Here is a 20,745-nt window from a genome sequence, read left to right as displayed (position 1 = left end):
CGACCATGAGCGAGATCGACCTCGACAAGGAGACCTCCGCCGACAGTGTGGAGCCCGCCGACAGCGTGAAGCCCGACGACAGTGTGGAGCCCGACGCCGCCCTGGCGGACAGCGAGCCCGAAACCGTTGCCGCCGAGACCGATTCGAATGTGGTGCCGATCAGGGCCCGCAAGCGGAGGTTCGCGCTGCCGAAGCTGCCCGCGCTCGGACGCGGCGGGCGGATCGCGGCTCGTGCGGCGGTGGCGGTTCTCGCCGGTGCGGCCGTGGCCTCGAGCGTGTTCTTCTACGTCCAGAACAAGGACAAGCAGGATGTCCTCGACGCCCATCAGGCGGCGCAGAGCGCGGCCTGCGCGTACGCGCCGGTGCTGGCCACCTATGACGCCAAGAACCTGGACGCCTATTTCACCGCGGTGCTCGACGGGGCGACCGGTGAGTGGCGCAAGCAGTTCGACTCGACCAGCAAGGATCTGCGCGATGTGCTCTCGCAGGGCCAGGTGGTGTCGAAGGCGACCGATGTGCAGTGCGCGGTGCGGGCCGGGGACCGGGATTCGGCGGAGGCCATTGTGGTGATCGGCCAGACCATCACCAGCCTGGGTACCCAGAACAAGCCCGCGCCCGGCCAGCTCTCCATGGTTATGCGGCTGGAACGGCACGGCGATCGCTGGCTGGTGAACAAGGTCAATTCCCCGCTGTCGCAACAGCCGCTGCCGTGACCCGGGACCGCCTGCCGCCGGATGGCCGCCGCCAACCCGGCAGGGACACAAAAGACCTGGTGGCTACGATAGCCGACATGAATGTCGAGGAGCAGCGCGTGATCCGCCGCCGCCCGAAGAACCGGCGCGCCCAGATCGCCGCCACCTCGGCGGCCGCTTTCGGCTCGCTCGGCTACCACGGTGTGAGCATGGAGGATATCGCCGCACGCCTGGGCATCTCCTCGGCCGCGCTGTATCGGCACTATCCGAGCAAGTACGCGCTGTTCCGGGAGGAGCTGCTGCGGCTCGGGCAGCTCACCCTCGATTCGGTCACCCCGCCGGACGAGTCCGAGGGGCTCAGTCCCCGCGCGCGACTGGAGAGCGTGCTCGACAAGATCATCTCCGAAACCATCGCCAATCGCGCCACCGTCACCCTGGTGCGCTGGGAGCAGCGGTATCTCGACGAGACCGACCGCCGGACGCTGTCCGATCAGTTCGCCAAGGCGCTGAGCGTGCTGCGCGGGCTCATCGGGGATGTGCGCCCGGAACTCGACGAGCACGAGCGCGCATTGCGGGCGGTGGCGCTCTTCAGCGTGATCAGCAGCATCGGCGACCACCACGCCGCTCTTCCGGCGAAACCGCTGACCGCACTGCTGCATTCGACCTGCGGTCCGCTCATCGACGGCGAACTGCCGCCGCCGGGCACCGCCGCGACCACGCCGCGCGCCACCGAGATTCCGCAGTCGTTCAAGCATGAACTGCTGCTGAAGAAGGCGGTGGAACTCTTCCACCAGCGCGGCTATCCCAATGTGAGCGTGGAGGACATTGCCACGGCGGCCGATCTGTCGGCGGCCTCCGCGGTGTACCGCTACTACCGCAGCAAGGGTGATCTGCTGGCGGCGGCCTTCCGGCGCGCGGCCGATCGGGTGTCGGGGGCGATCGGCCCGGCGGTGGCGTCCTCGTCGGCTCCCGGCGAAGCGCTCACCAAGCTCATCGATCTCTATGTCGCGGGCTCCTTCGCCGAGCGCGAGCTGACCTTCGTCTACTACGCCGAGTTCGGCCATGTTTCGCCCGAGGAACGCACCATGCTGCGCAATGTGCAGCGGCTCATCGTGGCCGAATGGGTGCGCCTGCTGGTCGCGGTGCGGCCGGAGCTGTCCGAGGGCGAGGCGCGCATTCTGGTGCACGCCGGTTTCGGGCTGGTCGTCGATATGGGTCGCGTCTTCGGCGACAATCAGCGAATCTGCCCGCAGGAGCGCGTGATTCGGCTCATGGAGATCACGCTCTTCGGTACGGCACGGGTGGTCGAAGCGGCGGTGCCGGAACCCTGAGTACTCAGGGCACCGGTCACCGTCGCGACCGGGCACGCTACGTGTCCGGCCCGCTACAGCCGCACGGGCATTGGGCACTGCTACCCGTCGGCTGTCGCGAATGACGACACGGGGGTGAACGGCGCGTAGTCGCGCACATGTCCGCTCTCCCACCCCCATACCGAGATCGGATCGACGGCGATCCCGCTCTGCAGGATCAGCCGCCAGCCGGCATCCTCCCGCTGCCAGATATCACCGTCCCGGTCCCAGTACAGACCGGCCAGGTGGGGTTCGGTGCTGCTGGGCCCGGCGGAGTCTCCATTGGGGGCGGCAGCCGCGGTCGGCGCGCACATCCACGTCGGGGCAAATTCATCGTTCATTGTGTTTTCTCCCAGCAACTTACGAGCAACGGACTGCGGATGGTCGCCGCGCGGAGCGGGCGGCTTCGTCTCGTACCGGTGACTCTGTGCTGTTCGGCAGTTACCGCGAGTGGTGACCATCGGATTTCCCTTCGTGGCGTTGTGAACACAAGTATTCAACGCGCCACTTCTGGGACTCTTCCGTGCGAATTCGGCCACTACTTTCGCGCGAGTTTATTCGCCAAACGTTTGCTGTCACTGTAACAGTCGGGCCACTACCCATGAAAGTCCTGAAATTGCCGGGTATTTCGGTCCCGGGTTGCTCGCGGTGTGCCAACGTTCGAGGTGACGGACATTCCGGCTCGACCAATCCGGTGTGGAAGGGTGTCGACGATCATGGCGCAGCCACGCGTGCAGGTGCTCGGGCCGATTCGATTGATCATCGACGACCGACCGGTCGGACTGGGCGCCACCATGTTGCGGGCGGTACTCGCCCGCCTGGTGGCCGCCGGCGGGCATGCCGTCACCGCCGACCAGCTCATCGACGATCTCTGGGAGGGCAAACCGCCGCCCAGCGCCGCCTCCGTGCTGCAGGTGCACATTCACAATCTGCGCCGGCACTTCGAACCGGACCGCCCGCGCCGGGCGGCCGCCCGCTACGTGGTGAACGAATCCCTCGGCTACGCACTGAAACTCGATACCGAGGCGGTCGACGCCTGGCATTTCGAAGCCCAGCTGCGGCACTACGATCAGCGGCTGCGCGATCACGCCGATCCGCCGGCCCCGAGGGAACGGCGCGAACTGCTCGATGCGGCGCTCGCCTGCTGGAACGGCGCACCCTACGAGGGGCTCACGCTCTTCGGATGGGCCGGGCGGGAAGCCAACCGGCTCAGCGACTTACAACTCGCCACCGCCGAGCGCCGCGCCCAGGTGGAACTCGATCTGGGTCATCCGGCCGAGGTGGCCGCGGAACTGCGCGCGCTCTTCGACCAGCATCCCGAACGTGAGGAATGCGCGCGGCTGCTCGCCACGGCGCAGTACCGGAGCGGGCAGCAGGCCCAGGCGCTGGCGACGCTGCGGCGGACGCGGGAGTATCTCGGCGAGGAATACGGTATCGATCCCGGTCCGGCACTGCGGGAACTGGAAATCGCCATCCTGGATCACGCCGAGATGCTCACCCCGGCAGTGATTTCGCCGCCGGCGCCGATCAAGCCGGTGCGAAAGACACCGTCCTACAACGGCTACGGCAATGAGCGCGACACCCTGCTCCGGGTGGCGGCGGAGGTTCGCGGCGGTCATCTGCAGACGATCTGGGTCGCCGGCGCGCCCGGAGCCGGTAAGACCACGCTCGCCGAATCCGTGCTCACCGAACTCGCCGCGCGGCAGTGGACCACGGTGCGCGGCGGCTGTCCGGAAGTGGACGGCGCGCCCCCGGCGTGGGCGTGGTCGGAAATCCGCGCCGGACTCGAAACCGATGGCGCGCAACCGGATCTGTTCGCGACCGATGATGCCTTCACCATTGCCCGCACGGTGGTCAGCGCCTGCCGGCAGCGCACCGCGTCCGGGCCGGTGCTCATACTGCTCGAGGACACCCATCGCGCCGATACCGCCACCCTGCAGGTGCTGCGGCAGGCGGTGAACTGGCTGCGCGATGAACCGGTGCTCATTCTGATCACCCTGCGCGGGGCCGAAGCCGGTCCGGGGCTGCACGCCACCGCGGGCGCGCTGGCCCATCACACCGCCGCGTGGCTGGAGCTGACGGGGCTCGATCTGGCCACCACGCGCGCCGTCGCCCAGGCCGCCGGACTCGGCGTGCTGACCGACGAATCGCTGGCGCGGCTGCACCGGCGCACCGGCGGCAATCCGCTGTTCATCCGGGAGATCGCGAAACTGCTTGCGGCCCAGGGTTCCGACGTCGTGCTGGACGAGGTGCCCGACACCATCCGGGAGCTGATCAATCAGCGCTTCGGCAACCTTCCGGACCCGGTGATCGCCGCGCTGCAGCAGCTGGCCATCTGGGGCGAGGGCGTGGACCTGCGCATTCTCAGCCGAGCCGCGGGGGTGAGCGAGGAGGAGCTGATCGATCTGATCGCCGCGGCCGAATCCGCGGGGCTGGTCCGCACGGACCGGACCGGGCGCATCACCTTCGATCACGCGCTCATCCAGGACACCGTCTATCGGCGCATCCCCATGCTGCGGCGGGTCCGAATGCACTGGGCCGCCTTACAACTGCTGGAGGAGTCCGAGGACAGGTATCCGGGTCTGGCCCGCGATCCGGACATGCTGGCGCATCATGCGATTCTCGGCGCGGGGCCCGAAACGGCTTCCCGGGCCATCGAATACGTGCGGGCGGCGATCGCTCGCAGCATGGAGCGCGCCATGCGGGCGGATACCGTGCGGCTGTGGCAGTCGGCGATCGAGCTGCACGAATTGGCCGGGCACACCGGGGATCACGCCGCGCCGGGCGAGCGGGCCATGGTGCTGGAGGCGCACTGCGAACTGGTCAATGCGCTGGCCTATCAGGGGCGGCTGCTCGATGCCCGCGATGAACGGCAGCGGGCAATCGCACTCGCCCGGCGGCTGGAGGATCGGCAGCTGCTGATTCGAGCGCACACCAGTTGGCGGGTGCCGAATATGTGGACGCTGGTCGAGGCGGGCACGCCCACGCCCGTTCTCACCGAGATACTCGGTCCGGTCGTCATGGCGGAGCTCCCGCGCGAGACGCAGGCACGGTTGCTGCTTTCCATCGTCCTCGATACCGCGGTGGCGGCGCGGACCCGGGAAACCTGGGCGGCCGCCGAACGGGCCGTACAGCTCGCACGGGCCGTCGGCGAGCCCGAATTGCTGTGCTGGGCGCTCAATATCCGGATCTTCGCGCTGCTGCAGGGCAGCCCGCGCGAACCGGCCGCGGAGATGCTGCGGATTGCCGAGGCGGCCGGGCTCGGCGAGTACCGGGCCGTCGCGCACTATTCGCTGTATCGCGCCGCGCTGTGCGAGAGCGATCTGCGGGCGGCGGCCGACCATGCAGCGCTCGCGCTGGAGGACGCCACCGACGGTCAGCTCCAGCAGATTCTCGATGCGCTGGGGCTTTTCGGTTTCGAGGCGGCCATGCTGCGCGGCGATCTGCCGGCGGCCCGGCGCGCCTTCGAAGAGCGCTTCACCCGGCTGGCGCAACGCGGGCTCGCCGATGCCGCGGGCGTGCTGCTGCTGGGCGAGGTTTCGCTGGCTTGGGCGCAGGGTGATCTATCCCGATTGCTCGAACCGGTGACCGAACTGTTCGAGGTGGCGCCGGAAATCGCGGCGCCGGTGTACACCATGACGCTGCTGCACGCCGGTGGGCGTGACCGCGCCCGCGCGGTGTACGACCGGTATCCGCGGGTCTTCCCGTACGTGTGGCCGAACACCTTCGCGGTACTGCGGGCGCACGCGGCGATCGAGTTCGGCGATCGCGAGGAAATTCGCGGACTGTACGAGCAACTCGCGGGGCACAGCGAAACCATCGCGGGCATCGAGACCGGGCTTTGCCTGCATCTCGGCCCGATGGACAGTACGCTCGCCGATTTGGCGGTAGCGCTGGGCAATACGAAGAAAGCCGCTATCCATCGGGCCCGTGCCGAAGCCCTGCTCTTACGAATGCGCGCCGATCTGGCGGTGATCGACCTCGAGGTCAGCCGGCCGCGAATGACGACATCGGCGTGAACGGCGCGTAGTCGCGCACACAGCCGCTGTCCCAGTCCCACACCGAGACCGGATCCACGGCGATACCGCTTTGCAGGATGAGACGCCAGCCGCCGTCCTCACGCTGCCAGATATCGCCGTCACGGTCCCAGTAGAGGCCTACGGTGTTCGGTTCGGTCTTTTCGCTCCGGCTCATGCTGTTCCTCTCCACTTCACTTGGGGGCCAACACTGCGTAGCTATCGATCAGCGAGTACACGGAAAGTCATCACCGCCACGGACACTTGGACTTTCGCGGCAGATTCGGACGTTTCTTCCCATGAATATATTTGCCAATCATTCGCCAATGAACGAACCAAGGTCGGCGAGTCTAATTCGAACCGTGATTTCAGGTCATTCGGGCCGGTAACCGGTGGAATAATCGCTGTTTCACAACCCTTTCCGCTCGAGGAAGACCGGCTCGGAGGTTGTCGCGGAGCATGACGGAACCGCAGGTACGCGTACTCGGGCCAATTCAGTTGATTGTGGACGACCGACCGGTCGGATTGGGTGCGACCATGTTGCGCGCCGTCCTGGCCCGTCTGGTCGCCGCCGGTGGGCGCTCGGCCGGTACGGATCGGCTCATCGACGATCTGTGGGAGGGCAATCCGCCGCCGACAGCCGCATCGGTGCTGCAGGTGCACATTCACAATCTGCGCCGGCTGATCGAACCAGATAGGCCGCGACGAGCCAGATCTCAGTACTTGGTGTCCGAATCGTCCGGTTACGCACTGAAACTCGCGCCCGAATCGGTGGACGCCTGGCAATTCGAAGCGCTGATGCGCTCCTATGAGCAGCGGTTGCGCGCGCCCGGCGGGCTGCCGGATCCGGTCGAACGGCGCAATGCCCTCGATGCCGCACTCCGGTGCTGGAACGGCGCCGCGTTCGAGGGGCTCACCACATTCGGGTGGGCCGCACAGGATGCCGATCGCCTCACCGATCTGCGATTGACCGCGGCCGAAATGCGCGCCGCCGTCGAACTCGATCTCAATCGGCCCACCGAAGTCACCATCGAACTGCGCACCCTGCTCGACGAACATCCCGAGCGCGAGGAAATCGCCCGGCTGCTCGCCACCGCGCAATACCGCATCGGGCAGCAGGCGCAGGCGCTCTCGACACTGCGGCACTCTCGCGAATTTCTCGGCGAGCACTACGGAATCGATCCGAGTCCGGCGCTGCGGGAGTTGGAGGCGGCCATCCTCAGCCACTCCGAAACTCTCGCTGGTGCGGAAGCGCCGGCCGGGCCCGCGCCCGCCATTCGAATTCGGCGCACCCGGGAGCACAGCGGGTACGTCCGGGAGCACACCGTGCTGCGCGAAACCGCCGCCATCGCGGCGACCGGACGCTTGCAAATGGTGTGGATCGCGGGTGAGGCGGGTGCCGGAAAAACCACACTCACCGAATCCGCGCTCGCCGATCTCGGTGCGGAATCGCCGACATTTCTACGGGGTGGATGTCCCGAGGTGGATGGCGCGCCGCCCGCATGGGCGTGGGCGGAGGTGCTCAATGCGCTCGATCCGGTGGCTTCGGAAAATCTGGCCGCGGGTGACGCATTCACCATTGCGCGGACGGTGGTGAGTCTGTGTAAACAGCGCAGTGCGGCCGGACCGGTTGTCATTCTCATCGAAGACGCGCATCGCGCGGATACCGCGACCCTGCAGGTGCTGCGGCAGGTGGTGAACTGGCTGCGCGACGAACCGGTGCTCATGGTGGTCACGCTGCGCGGCTCCGAGGCCGGGCAGGGGCTGCACGCCACCGCGGCGGCGCTCACCCACTGCACCGCGGAATGGCTGGAACTCGGCGGTCTCGATCTGGCCGCCACGCGGACATTGGCTTTGAGCTCCGGATTGCGGGAAATCTCCAAGGAGGCATTGGAGTTGCTGCACCGGCGGACCGGCGGTAATCCGCTGTTCGTCCGGGAGATGGCCAAACTCATTGCCGCGCAGCATGGATCGGGTGAGACCGGGGAGGTGCCCGATTCCATTCGGGAGCTGATCACCACCCGGCTGCGGCGGCTGTCACCCGAAGTCGGCAGTGCCCTGGCGCATCTCGCCATCTGGGGCGACGGCGTCGATCTGCGGGTGCTCAGCCAGGCCGCCGGGATTTCCGAGGACGAGGTGATCGATCTGATCGCCGAGGCGGAGGCGGCGACGCTGGTGCGCACCGACCGCACCGGGCGCATCACCTTCGACCATGCGCTGATCCATGACACGGTGTATCTGGGGATTCCCCGGTTGCGGCGGATGCGGTTGCATTGGGCGGCATTGGAACTGCTGGATGGCCGGGTCGAGGATTTTCCGGGGCTGGCGCGTGATCCGGAGACGCTGGCCCGGCATGCGGCGCTCGGCGCGCGGCCCGAAACAGCCGTGCGGGCAATCGAATACGTGATGGCCGCCGCGCGTCACGATACCGATCGGGGTATGGCGGCCGATACCGTGCGGTTGTGGAAGTCCGTTATCGAACTGCACGAATTGGCCGGGCACAATACGGTTCATGCCGAGCGCGAGGTACGGGCGGCGGTGATCGAGGCCCATCTCGCGCTGGTGAATGCCCTTGCCTACCAGTGTCGCTGGTTCGAAGCGCGCGATATCCGCGATCGGGCCATGGAGCTCGCGCAGGCGTTCGGCGATCAGCAGCTGCTGGTGCGGACGCTCACCTGCTGGCGGGCGCCGATCATGTATCCGGCGCTGCAGGGCTTCGATCCGCGGGAGCGGCTGGCGCGGGCCGTCGACAGCTGTCTGGCGGGTGAGATCGACAATGCCGACCGGGTACGCCTGCTCGTAACCGCCGCGATCGAAACAGCTGGGGATTACCGTGATTCGGGGCTCAGCCATCGATACGCGGTAGCGGCGCTGACGCAGGCGCGCGTATGCGACGATCCGGAGCTGCTCTGCGCCGCGATCAATGCCGTGGCCCTGGTGCGGTTCACCTCGGGCGAGGATCTGGCGCTCGTGCAGGAATTGCTGGAGGTGGCCGAGCGCGCCGAGCTGGATCAGTATCGGGCACTGGGTCATTACGGCCTGTTCCGCTGCGCGCTCGGCCGGGTGGATCTGCCCGAGGCGTGCAGACAAGCCGAACTTGCCCTGGGGGTCGTCACCGACGCCTTACTGCCGCAGCTGATTCTCATGCTCGGCTGCATTGCCGCACCGTTCGCGCTGCTGCGCGGTGATATCGACGGAGCGGATCGGCTCTACACGGAATTCGACGAACGGCTCGCCCAACTCGGGTTCCTCCGCAGCGGCGGCCCCCGCTCCGCCATCGCCCTCTCACAGGCGTGGGCCAGTGGCGATCTGGCCGGATTGCAAGAACAAATGCACGAGGTATACACGCAGGCACCAGGTTACGGCGGACCGTTCTACGCATTGGCGTTACTCGCGGCGGGACAACACGACCGAGCCGAAGAGCTCTACCGAGAATTCACCCCCATCCGCCCCACCCTCTTTCCACAAGCCGAGTACGGAATTCGCGCCTACGTGGCACTCGGACTCGGCCTCACCGAAGACTTCGAATCCCTGTACCGCCAACTCGCCCCCTACGCCGGAACATTCCTCGGTCTGGAAGGCACCGGCGCCGTCTGCGGCACCACCGACACCGTCCTGGCCATGCTCGCCATGTCCCAGGGCGACTTCGAACGAGCAGCAACCCACCAGGAAAACTCCGAACGCCTCACCAACCGCACCCGAACCGAACTCGCCGACCTGCAACCACCCCGCCTCGACCCCATGAGCTACCGCCGACGCACCACAGTCGTAGCGCACTGATCGAAGCGACTCCCCGGCCTGAGCGGTCAAAGAATGATGTGGGTCGGCAATTATTGCCGGTCAGGGTTGATGTTTGACCGGTGAGGCCGGTTTTCCACAGGGGCAGAGTTATCCACAGGTGTCCACATTCGGCGGCGGTGGGTGCGGTGGTTGTCCCCAGCGGGGATGAGGCTGCTGTGTATGGGTTTTCATGGGGTGTGGACTCGCAAGGAGTTGATCGCGTCGGGGATGTCGGCGTCTACATTGGACGATCGGTGTCGGGCGGGGATGTATACGCGGGTACTGCCGGGGGTTTACTGCGTCGGCAGGGTGACTTCACTGGCACGCTGCGCTGCTGTTGTTGCTTGGATTCCGGGCGCCGTGCTGAGTCATCGGACTGCGGGGTGGTTGTGGGAGATGTTGCCTGAGCCTGCGGTTTTCGAGGCGACCATTCCTGGAGGTGTGCATCGGGTCGCGCCGGAGTGGGTCACGCTGTATCGGCGGGATCTGCCGGGCGGGGATGTGCATGAGGCTTGGGGGTGGCGGTTACGTCGGCTGCGCGGACTCTGATGGATTGTCTTGGGGTACTGCCGGAGTCGGCGGCGGACGAGTTGGTCGACTTGCACTTGGGGAAGACCGTCGAGCGGGATGCGGTGCTCGAGTGGTGCGATGGGGGCGGTGCCGAACGTGACCGAGGGTGTGGCAGGGGCGGGGGCGATTGCCGGGTGCAGCGGGTGGGGTTGCGAAAAATGTTCGTGGAGTGGGGATTTTACGGAATAACTATATGAAACATATGTATTCCATTTGTTTGGGTGGGGCTTTTGCGGAGGATTCGCGGTGGCGCTGCCATAATTGAATTCATCTGGGACGCCGCAGCGTGCCGGTCGGGCAGGGATTGGTGGACGGCACGCCGCGGCGCTAATTCAGGTGGATTGTGTGGCTGCCGGGGCGTATCGGCGCTTTGGCAGCCTCACGTCCTCAGGCCGGAGGTGGGTAGGTGACCGAAGAACCGGTCCCGAGCACCTTGGCGATCAGGAGGAGGAAGTTGTTGATCGCACTTCCGCTATCCATGGGGGACTCCTAGACGCCGGGGGTCGGCTGGATGATCGAGGTCGACGAACCCGACGTGATCAGGTGGGCGATGGCGGCCAGGATGTCGAGGGCGCCGCTGCCGGTACTGGTGGGCATGGTTGATCCTTTCGAGAAGTGTTGCTTGGAACGGAAGCGACTAGTGCGGGGTGTAGCTGGCGGTGGAACCGCTGCTCAGGAACTTCAGCACCGTCGCGAGAATGCCGGCGATGTCGACGCCGCCGGTGGGGTCCGTGGTCGGCGGAGTGGTGGTACGAGTGACCTTCATGTGTTCTTTTTCCCTTTCTGACGGGGTGCTGATGCGCCCCGGGTCGGTGTTGCGGGCTGTATTGTGCCGCAAAGTCTTTCGGGTCAGTGGCTATTCGGCTTCACTGGCCATGAAGTCCGCGAGTGATTTCGGACGCATATCGGTCCAGTGCGACTCGACGTACTCCAGGCAGGCCCAGCGCGGGGCCGGGCCGTGCGCGATGGTCCAGCCGCCGGGGATGGTCGCGAACACCGGCCACAGCGAGTGCTGGGCCTCCTCGTTGACCAGCACATAGAACTGAGCGTCTTCATCGTCGAATGGATTGCTCATTCTCGAAAACCTTTCTTACCGTGGGAGTTCGGATTAGGGGGAAATCGGCCTGCTATCGCACTGCCCGCTGGCCGACGGTATTGAGCACCGAGCCGATCTGGGCGAGCGCATCGGGTGCGGTCATCCGCCAGTGCGTGGCCTGCACCGCATAGGTGTGCACGACACCGTCCACGGCATCGGTCCACCCGGTGACCCCGACCGTGCAGCTCGGATCGTCCAGCGCGGCCGCGAAATACAGCACATCGCCCTTGAATCGGCGCGGCCGGTATTCGCCGATGAGCGAGAGCGAGCGGACGCCGGTATCGATCACCCGGGTCACCCGATCGGCGCCCATGGACGCGAACGGCTCGGGCAGTTCGGACAGCCGCGCGACCAGCTCGGCCGGTTCCAGCGCCACCCCGCCGAGGTTCTCGTCCACCAGACCGCCGAGCAGTTCGGCCACCGGGATTCGCACCCCGGCACCGACCTCGACCTGCAGCGAACTGTCCAGCATGGCCAGGGTCGCCACCTGCTGCCCCTGCTCCTGCAGCTGCACCGCCACCGCATGCGCCAGCACACCGCCGAGCGACCAGCCCAGCAGGTGGTACGGGCCCTCCGGCTGCACCGCGCGGATCTCCCGCACATAGCGCCCCGCCCACTCGTCGATCGAATCCGGCAGCGGCACATCCGCTCCCAGCGTCGGCGACTGCAGGCCGTACAGCGGCCGGTCAGCGTCCAGGTATGCGGCCAGACCCGCGAAGGACCAGGACAGACCGCCCACCGGGTGGATGCAGAACAGCGGCGCACCGGAACCCGTCGTGCGCAGCGGCAACAGCACCTCGTACGCGGCATCCGCACCGAACCCGCCGGAACCGTCACCGGTCAGCTGCGTGGTCAGGCTGGCCGGCGTCGGCGCGGTGAACAACCGCGCGACCGGAACTCGTTCGCCCAGTGCGGCACTCAGTCGCGCCGCCAGCTTCACCGCGATGAGTGAGTTGCCGCCCAACTCGAAGAAGTTGTCGTCCAGGCCGATTCGCTCGAGACGCAGCACCTCGGCGAAGGCGGTGCACACCGCGATCTCCAGTGCCGTGGTGGCGGGACGGAATTCGCGGAGGGCGAGCTCGGGTTCGGGCAGTGCCCGGCGATCCAGCTTGCCGTTGGCGTTCAGCGGCAGGGCATCGAGCGCCACAAACGCCGACGGCACCATGTACGACGGCAGCACCGCCGACAGCGCCGACATCACCTGCGGCACATCGATACCCGAGTCCTGATCGGAAGGCACCAGGTAGGCCACCAGCCGGTCCGCACCACTCCCCTGCGCTTCGGCGCACGGATCGGACTTCGCCAGCACCGCGACCTGCGCGATCTCCGGCAATGCCAGCAGGGCCGCTTCGATCTCGCCCAGTTCGATACGGAAACCGCGGATCTTCACCTGGAAGTCGGTGCGGCCCCGGTATTCGAGCTCACCGTTCGCCGCCCAGGCGACCAGGTCACCGGTGCGGTACATACGCTCACCGGCGGCGAACGGATTCGCCACGAAGCGATCCGCGGTCAGGTCGGCACGACCGAAGTAACCGCGCGCCAACTGCGCACCGGCCAGGTACAGCTCACCGGCAACACCCACCGGCACCGGCCGCAGGCGCGAATCCAGCACGTACACCTGGCTGTTCCACTCCGGCGCACCGATGGAGACCGCACCCTGATCGGCATCGGTGACCAGGTGACTGGTGATCGACACCGCCGCCTCGGTCGGGCCGTACAGGTTGAACAGCTGCGCACCCGGGTTCGCGGCGCGGAAGCGCTGCGCCACGGTCGCGGGCAGCGCCTCACCGATGGCCAGCACCCGACGCAGCGAACCGGTCAGTGCACCACCGGATTCGGTCAGCAACGCGTCGAGCATGGACGGCACCACATGCAGCGTGGTGACCAGCTCGCGAGCCATGAGCTCGTTCAGGTACGCCGGATCACGGTGACCATCCGCCGAGGCGATGACCAGGCGACCACCCGAGACCGCGGCCGACCAGAACTCCCAGACCGAGAGGTCGAAGGTGGCAGCAGTCTTGAGCAGCACCGCATCATCAGCGCCGAGACCGAATTCGGCCGTCTTCCACTGCAACTGGTTCGCCACCGCACCGTGCGACAGCGCCACACCCTTCGGACGACCCGTCGAACCGGACGTGAAGATGATGTACGCCGTATTGGCTGGCGTCAGCTCCCGGACCCGTTCGGCGGCGGTGATCGCCTTGTCGGAGTGAGCCGACAGATCGAGCTCGTCGATCCGGAGCACCGGAATGTCGCTGCTGTGGATCCCGGCCGAAAGCGTGCCGGGATGACGGGGGGTGGTCCCGTCGGGGGCGGTCGCGGTGAGTTCGAAGGCATCGCGGGAAGTGGTGAGCACGCAGACCGGGGCGGCCGATTCCAGCACGTAGGCGGTGCGGTCGGCGGGCTGATCCGGATCCACCGGGACATACGCGGCACCCGCAACCGACACCGCGTACATGGCGACAACCAGATCGATCGAACGGCGCAGGGCCAGCGCGACCCGGTCCTCCGGACCGACACCCTGCGAAATCAGGTGCCGCGCCAGGCGATTCACCCGGGCACCGAGTTCGGTGTAGTCGAGCGCCGTGCCGTCCGGGCCGATGAGGGCGACCGCATCGGCACGGGCGGCGACAGTGGCATCGAGCAGCGTGGCCAGGGTCGCCGTGGTGTCCACGGTGTGTGTGGTCGTATTCCACTCGGTCAGCACCCGGTGCTGTTCGGTCCCGTCCAGCAGGTCGATATCACCGACCGGAGTACCGGCATCGACCGCGACGGCGGTGAGCAGGCGGAGGAACCGATCGGCGACGAGTTGCACCGTGGCGGCGTCGAAAAGATCGGCGCCGTAGGTGATCACACCAGTGATGCCGGCCGGAGTCCCGTCGGCGTGGTAGTCGTCGCCGACGATCCAGTGCAGATCGAACTGCGAGACCTGGTTATCGAAATCGATACCGGTGACCGACAGACCTGGCAGTTCGAGGTTGGACTGCGCCAGGTTCTGGAACGACAGGCCCACCTGGAACAGCGGATGCCGCGCCGTGGAACGCACCGGATTGAGGACCTCGACCAGCCGCTCGAACGGCACATCGGCATTGGCGAACACCTGCAGATCCGTCTCACGCTGACGCGCAAGCAGATCGGTGAACGACTCACCACCATCCACCCGGCTACGGAACACCAGCGTGTTGACGAACATGCCGATCAAGTCATCCAGTGCGGCTTCGCCACGACCGGCCATCGGCGTACCGATCGCAATGTCATCGGTGCCCGAGAGCCGCGCCAGCAGCACCGCGAGGGCCGTGTGCACCACCATGAACAGCGTCGCGCCCTGAGCCCGCGCCAGTTCGGCCAGCGCGCGATGGGTTTCGGCGTCGATGGACACCTCGACCTTGCCACCGGCGAAGGACTGCACCGCCGGTCGCGGACGATCGGACGGCAGATCCAGCTGATCCGGCAGCTCGGCAAGGGCCTGCTTCCAGAACCCGACCTGCTTGGCGGACAGGGATTCCGCGTCACTCTCCGCACCCAGCAGCTCACGCTGCCAGATCGAGTAATCCGCGTACTGCACCGCCAGCGGCGCCCAGGCCGGCGCGTGACCGGCGGCCCGGGCCGCGTAGGCGGTCACCAGATCGCGGGTCAGCGGCGCCATGGAGGAACCGTCCGCGGAAATGTGGTGGATCACCAGCGCCAGTACGTAATCGGTGGCCAGGCCGCCGATATCGAACAGTGCGACCTTCAGCGGCACCTCCGCGGTGACATCGAAGCGGGCGCCGACCAGTCCGGCCACCGCATCGACGATCCGATCCTCGGTGATGGTGCCGACCACCAGTTCCGGCAGCACCTGCGCGGCCGGGAGCACCACCTGCACGGGACCGTCCTCGGTCTGCGGGTAAACGGTCCGCAGAATTTCGTGGCGCGCGACGATATCGCCGATGGCCAGCCGCAGCGCGACCACATCCAGCTCACCGGTCAGGCGAATCGCGACCGGCACGTTGTAGGCGGTGGCATCGGTGTCGAACTGGTTGAGGAACCACATGCGCTGCTGCGCCGGCGAGAGCGGAATCGCTTCCGGCCGTGGGCGGGCCACGAGTGCCGGACGTGCGCCCGCACCGGCCGTCTCGGCCAGTCGGACGGCCAGTCCGGTCACGGTGGAATCCTCGAACAGCGCGCGCACCGGCACCTGGGTGTCGAGCGCCGCGCCGAGGCGTGCCGCCACCTGGGTGGCCAGCAGCGAATTACCGCCGAGCGCGAAGAAATCGTCATCCGCGCCGACCAGCTCCGCGCCGAGCACCTCGGCGTAGACCCGGGCGACGGCCGTCTCGATTTCGCCTGCCGGAGCCCGGAATTCACGGGCGGCGAAGACCGGATCCGGCAGCGCCTTGCGATCCAGCTTGCCGTTGACGTTCAGCGGCAGGGCATCGAGCGCCACAAAGGCCGACGGCACCATGTAGGACGGCAGGGAGGCCGAGAGTGCCGACTGCACCTGCGCCTGATCGAGTTCCGGGCCCGCGGACACCAGGTAGGCGACCAGACGATCGCCGGTGCGCTGATCGGACTTGGCCAGCACCGCGACCTGCGCGATCTCCGGCATGGCCAGCAAAGCCGCCTCGATCTCACCGAGCTCGATACGGAAACCACGGATCTTCACCTGGAAGTCGGTACGACCCCGATACTCCAGCTCACCATTCGCCGCCCAGGCGACGAGGTCACCGGTGCGATACATACGCTCACCAGCGGCAAACGGGTTGGCCACGAAGCGATCCGCAGTCAGATCGGCACGGCCGAAGTAGCCACGCGCCAGCTGCGCACCAGCGAGGTACAGCTCACCCGAGACGCCGGCCGCAACCGGGTGCAGGCGCGAATCGAGCACGTAGACCTGGCTGTTCCATTCGGGCAGACCGATGGACACCGAACCCTGATCGGCATCGGTCGCCAAGTGCGAGGTAATCGAAACGGCCGCTTCAGTCGGACCATAAAGGTTGAACAGCTGAGCCGACGGGTTCGCCGTGCGGAAGCGCTGCGCCACGGTCGCGGGCAGCGCCTCACCGATAGCCAGCACCCGATCCAGCGAGGCAGTCAGTGCACCACCGGATTCGATGAGCAGCGCGTCCAGCATGGACGGCACCACATGCAGCGTGGTGACAAGCTCACGAGCCATGAGCTCGTTCAGGTAGGCCGGATCACGATGACCATCCGCCGAGGCGATGACCAGGCGACCACCGCACACGGCGGCCGACCAGAACTCCCAGACCGACAGGTCGAACGTGGCAGCGGTCTTGAGCAGCACCGCGTCATCGGCGCCCAGGCCGAATTCGGCGGTCTTCCACTGCAACTGGTTCGCCACCGCAGCATGCGGCAGCGCCACACCCTTCGGGCGACCGGTCGAACCGGACGTGAAGATCACGTACGCGGTATGCGACGGCAACAGCGGCGACACCCGCTCCGCATCGGTAATAGGCTCGACCGCAAGCGATTCCAACGCCAGCTGATCCAAGCGCACCAGCGGCGCGGCCTCGGTGCTGAAGCGGGCTTCGGCATTGGTGAGCACACACACCGGGGCGGCGGTCTCGAGAATGTAATCGGTGCGCTCGGCAGGCTGGTCGGGATCCACCGGCACATACGCACCACCGGCAGCCGACACCGCGTACATCGCGACAACCAGATCCACCGAACGCCGCAGCGCCAGCGCGACCCGCGACTCCGGGCCGACACCGATCGAGATCAGGTGCCGGGCAAGGCGATTCACCCAGTTGCCGAGTTCGGCGTAGGTGAGCACCTCACCGTCCGGCCCGATCAGAGCAACAGCGGTCGGAGCGGCGGCCACGGTGGCGTTCAGCAGCGACACCAGGGTCGCGGCCGAATCCGTCTCGTGCACAGTCGCATTGCGGGCAACAGTCAGTTCGGCACGCTCGCCGGACGCCAGCAATTCGATATCACCGACCGGGCGGGCGGCATCGGCCACCACGGCGGTGAGCAGGCGGAGGAACCGGTCGGAGAACATCTGCACCGTGGCGGCGTCGAAAAGATCGGCGCCGTAGGTGATCACACCGCCGATGCCGGCCGGAGTCCCGTCGGCAAGGTAGCTGTCGCCGATGATCCAGTGCAGATCGAACTGGGAGATCTGGGTGTCGAAGTCCAGACCGGAGATGGTCAGGCCCGGCAGTTCGAGGTTGGACTGCGCCAGGTTCTGGAACGACAGACCCACCTGGAACAGCGGATGCCGCGCGGTCGAGCGCACCGGATTCAGGACCTCGACCAGGCGCTCGAACGGCACATCGGCATTGGCGAACACCTGAAGATCTGTCTCACGCTGACGCGCAAGCAGATCGGTGAACGACTCACCACCATCCACCCGGCTACGGAACACCAGCGTGTTCACGAACATACCGATCAGATCATCCAGCGCCGCCTCACCACGACCCGCCATCGGCGTACCGATCGCAATATCGTCGGTGCCCGAGAGCCGCGCCAACAGCACGGCCAGCGCTGTATGCACAACCATGAACAGGGTCGCATTGTTCGCCCGCGCGAGATCCGCCAGGGCCCGGTGGGTTTCGGCGTCGATGGACACCTCGACCTTGCCACCGGCGAAGGACTGCACCGCCGGTCGCGGACGATCGGACGGCAGATCCAACTGATCGGGCAGCTCGGCCAGTTCTTGCTTCCAGAAACCGACCTGCTCGGCAGCCAGCGACTCCGCGTCGTCCTCGCTGCCCAGCAGCTCACGCTGCCAGATCGAGTAATCGGCGTACTGCACCGCCAGCGGCGTCCACGCCGGGGCGGCACCCTCGATCCGAGACTTGTAGGCGGACACCAGATCCCGGGTGAACGGCGCCATCGACGTACCGTCACCGGCGATGTGGTGCATCACCAGGACCAGCACCCACTCCTGGGCTGCCGTATCACCGAGGACCTCGATGAGCGCGGCCCGCAAGGGAACCCCGGTGACCACATCGAAGCTGGTGCCCACCAGTTCGAGCACGGCGGCTTCGATCTCCGCCGCCGGGACGGCAAGCCGTTCCAGCTCCGGTGTGGCCTCGCCGACGGGCAGGATGACCTGCACCGGCCCGGCGGGCGTCTGCGGGTAGACGGTGCGCAGGATCTCGTGGCGCGCAACGATATCCAGCACGGCCGCCTGCATGGCGTCCGCGTTCAGATCGCCGGACAGACGGATGGCGACCGGGATGTTGTAGGCGGCCGATTCGGCATCGAAGCGGTTCAGGAACCACATGCGCTGCTGGGCGGGTGACAGCGGAATCGCTTCCGGGCGTGGGCGAGCCGTCAGGGCCGGGCGCGCGGCGATACCGCTGTAGCGCTGCACCTGCAGTGCGAGGTCGGCAACGGTCGACGCCTCGAATACGGCCCGGACCGGCACCTGGGTATCGAGGGCCGCACCGAGCCGCGCCACGATCTGGGTGGCCAGCAGCGAGTTGCCGCCGAGGGCGAAGAAGTCATCGTCCGCACCGACGCGCTCGCTGCCGAGGACCTCGGTGAACACCTCCGCCACAATCACTTCGATCGAGGTGGACGGCGCACGGAAGACCGTGGCCTCGAACTCCGGCTCCGGCAAGGCCTTTCGGTCCAGCTTGCCGTTGACGTTGAGCGGCAGGGCATCGAGCACCACGAAGGCCGACGGCACCATGTACGACGGCAGTGCCGCCGAGAGGGCCGACTTGACCTGCGGCACTTCGATACCCGTTTCGGGATCGACAGGGACCAGGTAGGCCACGAGCCGGTCACCGGTGCGCTGATCCGACTTGGCCAGCACCGCGACCTGCGCGATCTCCGGCATCGCCAGCAGGGCGGCCTCGATCTCACCGAGCTCGATACGGAAGCCCCGGATCTTCACCTGGAAGTCGGTGCGGCCCCGGTACTCCAGCTCACCGTTCGCCGCCCAGGCAACGAGGTCACCGGTGCGATACATACGCTCACCAGCGGCGAACGGGTTGGCTACGAAGCGATCAGCGGTCAGATCCGCACGGCCGAAGTAGCCGCGCGCCAACTGCGCACCCGCCAGGTACAGCTCACCGGACACACCGACCGGGACCGGCCGCAAGCGTGCATCCAGCACGTACACACTGCTGTTCCACTCCGGCGCACCGATGGACACCGAGCCCTGATCGGCAGCGGTCACCGCATGCGAGGTGATGGACACCGCCGCCTCGGTCGGGCCGTACAGATTGAACAGCTCCGTGCGGGGCGCCAGTTCCCGGACCCGCCGCGCGACCGCGGCGGGCAGCGCCTCACCGATGGCGAGGATGCGCCACAGGCTGTCCGGCAGGCCATTGGCGGCCAGCGCGTCCAGCATGGACGGCACCACGTGCAGGGTGGTCACCCACTCCTGGGCGATCAGCTCGTTCAGGTACACCGGATCGCGGTGTCCGTCCGGCGTCGCGATGACCAGGCGGCCACCGCTCACCGCGGCCGACCAGAATTCCCAGACCGAGAGGTCGAAGGTGGCGGCGGTCTTGAGCAGCACCGCATCGGCGGCGTCCAGCGCGAATTCCGCGACCTTCCACTGCAATTGGTTGGCAATGGCCGCATGCGGCACCGCCACGCCCTTGGGGCGGCCGGTGGAACCGGAGGTGAAGATCACGTACGCGGTGTGCGAAGGATGCAGCGGCGCAACGCGATCCGCGTCCTGCACCGGCGCACCGGAGTGCACGGACAGGTCCAGCTCGTCCATGCGCACCACGGGTGCGATATCGGTGTCGAATCCGGCGTCGGCATTGGTGAGCACGCATACCGGGGCGGCGGATTCCAGCACGTAGGCGGTGCGCTCGGCGGGCTGGTCCGGATCCACCGGCACATACGCGCCACCGGCGACCGAGACCGCGTACATGGCGATCACCAGGTCGATGGAGCGGCGCAGGGCCAGCACCACCCGGTCCTCGGGACCGACGCCCTGCAAGATCAGCTGCCGGGCAAGGCGATTGACACGCTCGCCGAGTTCACCGTAGGTGAGTTCGGCCCGCCCGGCCTCCGTCTCGGGCAGGTCCGCGACGATCGCGACCTCCTTGGGCTGCCGCGCAATGCCGGCGGCCAGCAGTGAGGCCAGGGTCGCCGTGGTGTCCACCGCATGCGCGGTGCTGTTCCACGACTGCAGGATTCGCTCCCGCTCGGGCGCGGCCAGCAGCTCGACCTCGCCCACCGGCGTACCGGGCGCGGTGGCGACCGCCTCCAGCAGGCGCCGGAAGCGATCCGCCAGATCGGCGACCGTCGAATGCTCGAACAGCGCGGTGGCA

General features: G+C 67.1%; 9 protein-coding genes (1 of these 9 only partly in view). 4 read left to right on the top strand and 5 right to left on the bottom strand.

What is annotated here, in order from left to right:
* The first annotated feature begins 5 nt into the window (after positions 1-5).
* Entirely contained in the window at positions 6-713 is a 708-nt protein-coding gene (locus ABZX86_RS37690) for a hypothetical protein (protein ID WP_355130832.1), read from the top strand.
* A 77-nt stretch (positions 714-790) separates the two neighbouring features.
* A complete protein-coding gene (locus ABZX86_RS37685; RefSeq protein ID WP_355130830.1) occupies positions 791-2,023 on the top strand; it encodes a TetR family transcriptional regulator in 1,233 nt (410 codons plus the stop codon).
* 80 nt (positions 2,024-2,103) lie between these two features.
* Here the strand turns inward: ABZX86_RS37685 and ABZX86_RS37680 are convergent, their stop codons facing one another.
* On the bottom strand, positions 2,104-2,382 hold the full coding sequence (locus tag ABZX86_RS37680; protein ID WP_355130828.1) for a hypothetical protein: 279 nt from the start codon (positions 2,380-2,382) through the stop codon (positions 2,104-2,106).
* Positions 2,383-2,757: 375 nt separating this feature from the next.
* Here ABZX86_RS37680 and ABZX86_RS37675 point away from each other — a divergent pair, with 375 nt between their 5' ends.
* Positions 2,758-6,060, top strand: a complete 3,303-nt coding sequence (locus tag ABZX86_RS37675; protein ID WP_355130826.1) for a BTAD domain-containing putative transcriptional regulator — start codon at positions 2,758-2,760, stop codon at positions 6,058-6,060.
* On the opposite strand, the gene ABZX86_RS37670 is transcribed toward ABZX86_RS37675, so the two are convergent.
* Positions 6,029-6,235: a hypothetical protein gene (locus ABZX86_RS37670; protein ID WP_327142327.1), complete on the bottom strand. Its 207-nt coding sequence runs from the start codon at positions 6,233-6,235 to the stop codon at positions 6,029-6,031. The two genes, ABZX86_RS37675 and ABZX86_RS37670, sit on opposite strands and share 32 nt — an antisense overlap.
* 281 nt (positions 6,236-6,516) lie before the next feature.
* Between ABZX86_RS37670 and ABZX86_RS37665 the strand changes: the two genes are divergently transcribed.
* Entirely contained in the window at positions 6,517-9,837 is a 3,321-nt protein-coding gene (locus ABZX86_RS37665) for a BTAD domain-containing putative transcriptional regulator (RefSeq protein WP_355130824.1), read from the top strand.
* A gap of 1,207 nt (positions 9,838-11,044) precedes the next feature.
* Here the strand turns inward: ABZX86_RS37665 and ABZX86_RS37660 are convergent.
* The 3 genes from ABZX86_RS37660 to ABZX86_RS37650 all read right to left on the bottom strand — a co-directional run.
* Positions 11,045-11,173 carry a hypothetical protein gene (locus ABZX86_RS37660; RefSeq protein WP_327142333.1) on the bottom strand — a complete coding sequence of 43 codons (129 nt, stop codon included), beginning with the start codon at positions 11,171-11,173 and terminating at the stop codon, positions 11,045-11,047.
* A 90-nt stretch (positions 11,174-11,263) separates the two neighbouring features.
* A complete protein-coding gene (locus tag ABZX86_RS37655; protein ID WP_327142334.1) occupies positions 11,264-11,482 on the bottom strand; it encodes an MbtH family protein in 219 nt (72 codons plus the stop codon).
* 52 nt (positions 11,483-11,534) lie between these two features.
* Positions 11,535-20,745, bottom strand: the final stretch of a protein-coding gene (locus tag ABZX86_RS37650) for a non-ribosomal peptide synthase/polyketide synthase (RefSeq protein WP_355130822.1). 29,144 nt of this gene lie beyond the right edge of the window; the window shows 9,211 of its 38,355 coding nt (coding positions 29,145-38,355); its start codon lies beyond the right edge, outside the window — the gene reads right to left on this strand; it ends in the stop codon at positions 11,535-11,537.

The organism is Nocardia sp. NPDC006630 (genome assembly GCF_040611495.1).
Lineage (GTDB): Bacteria > Actinomycetota > Actinomycetes > Mycobacteriales > Mycobacteriaceae > Nocardia.
Note: the sequence above shows the minus strand (reverse complement) of the source record. Positions and strands in the feature narration are given on the sequence as shown.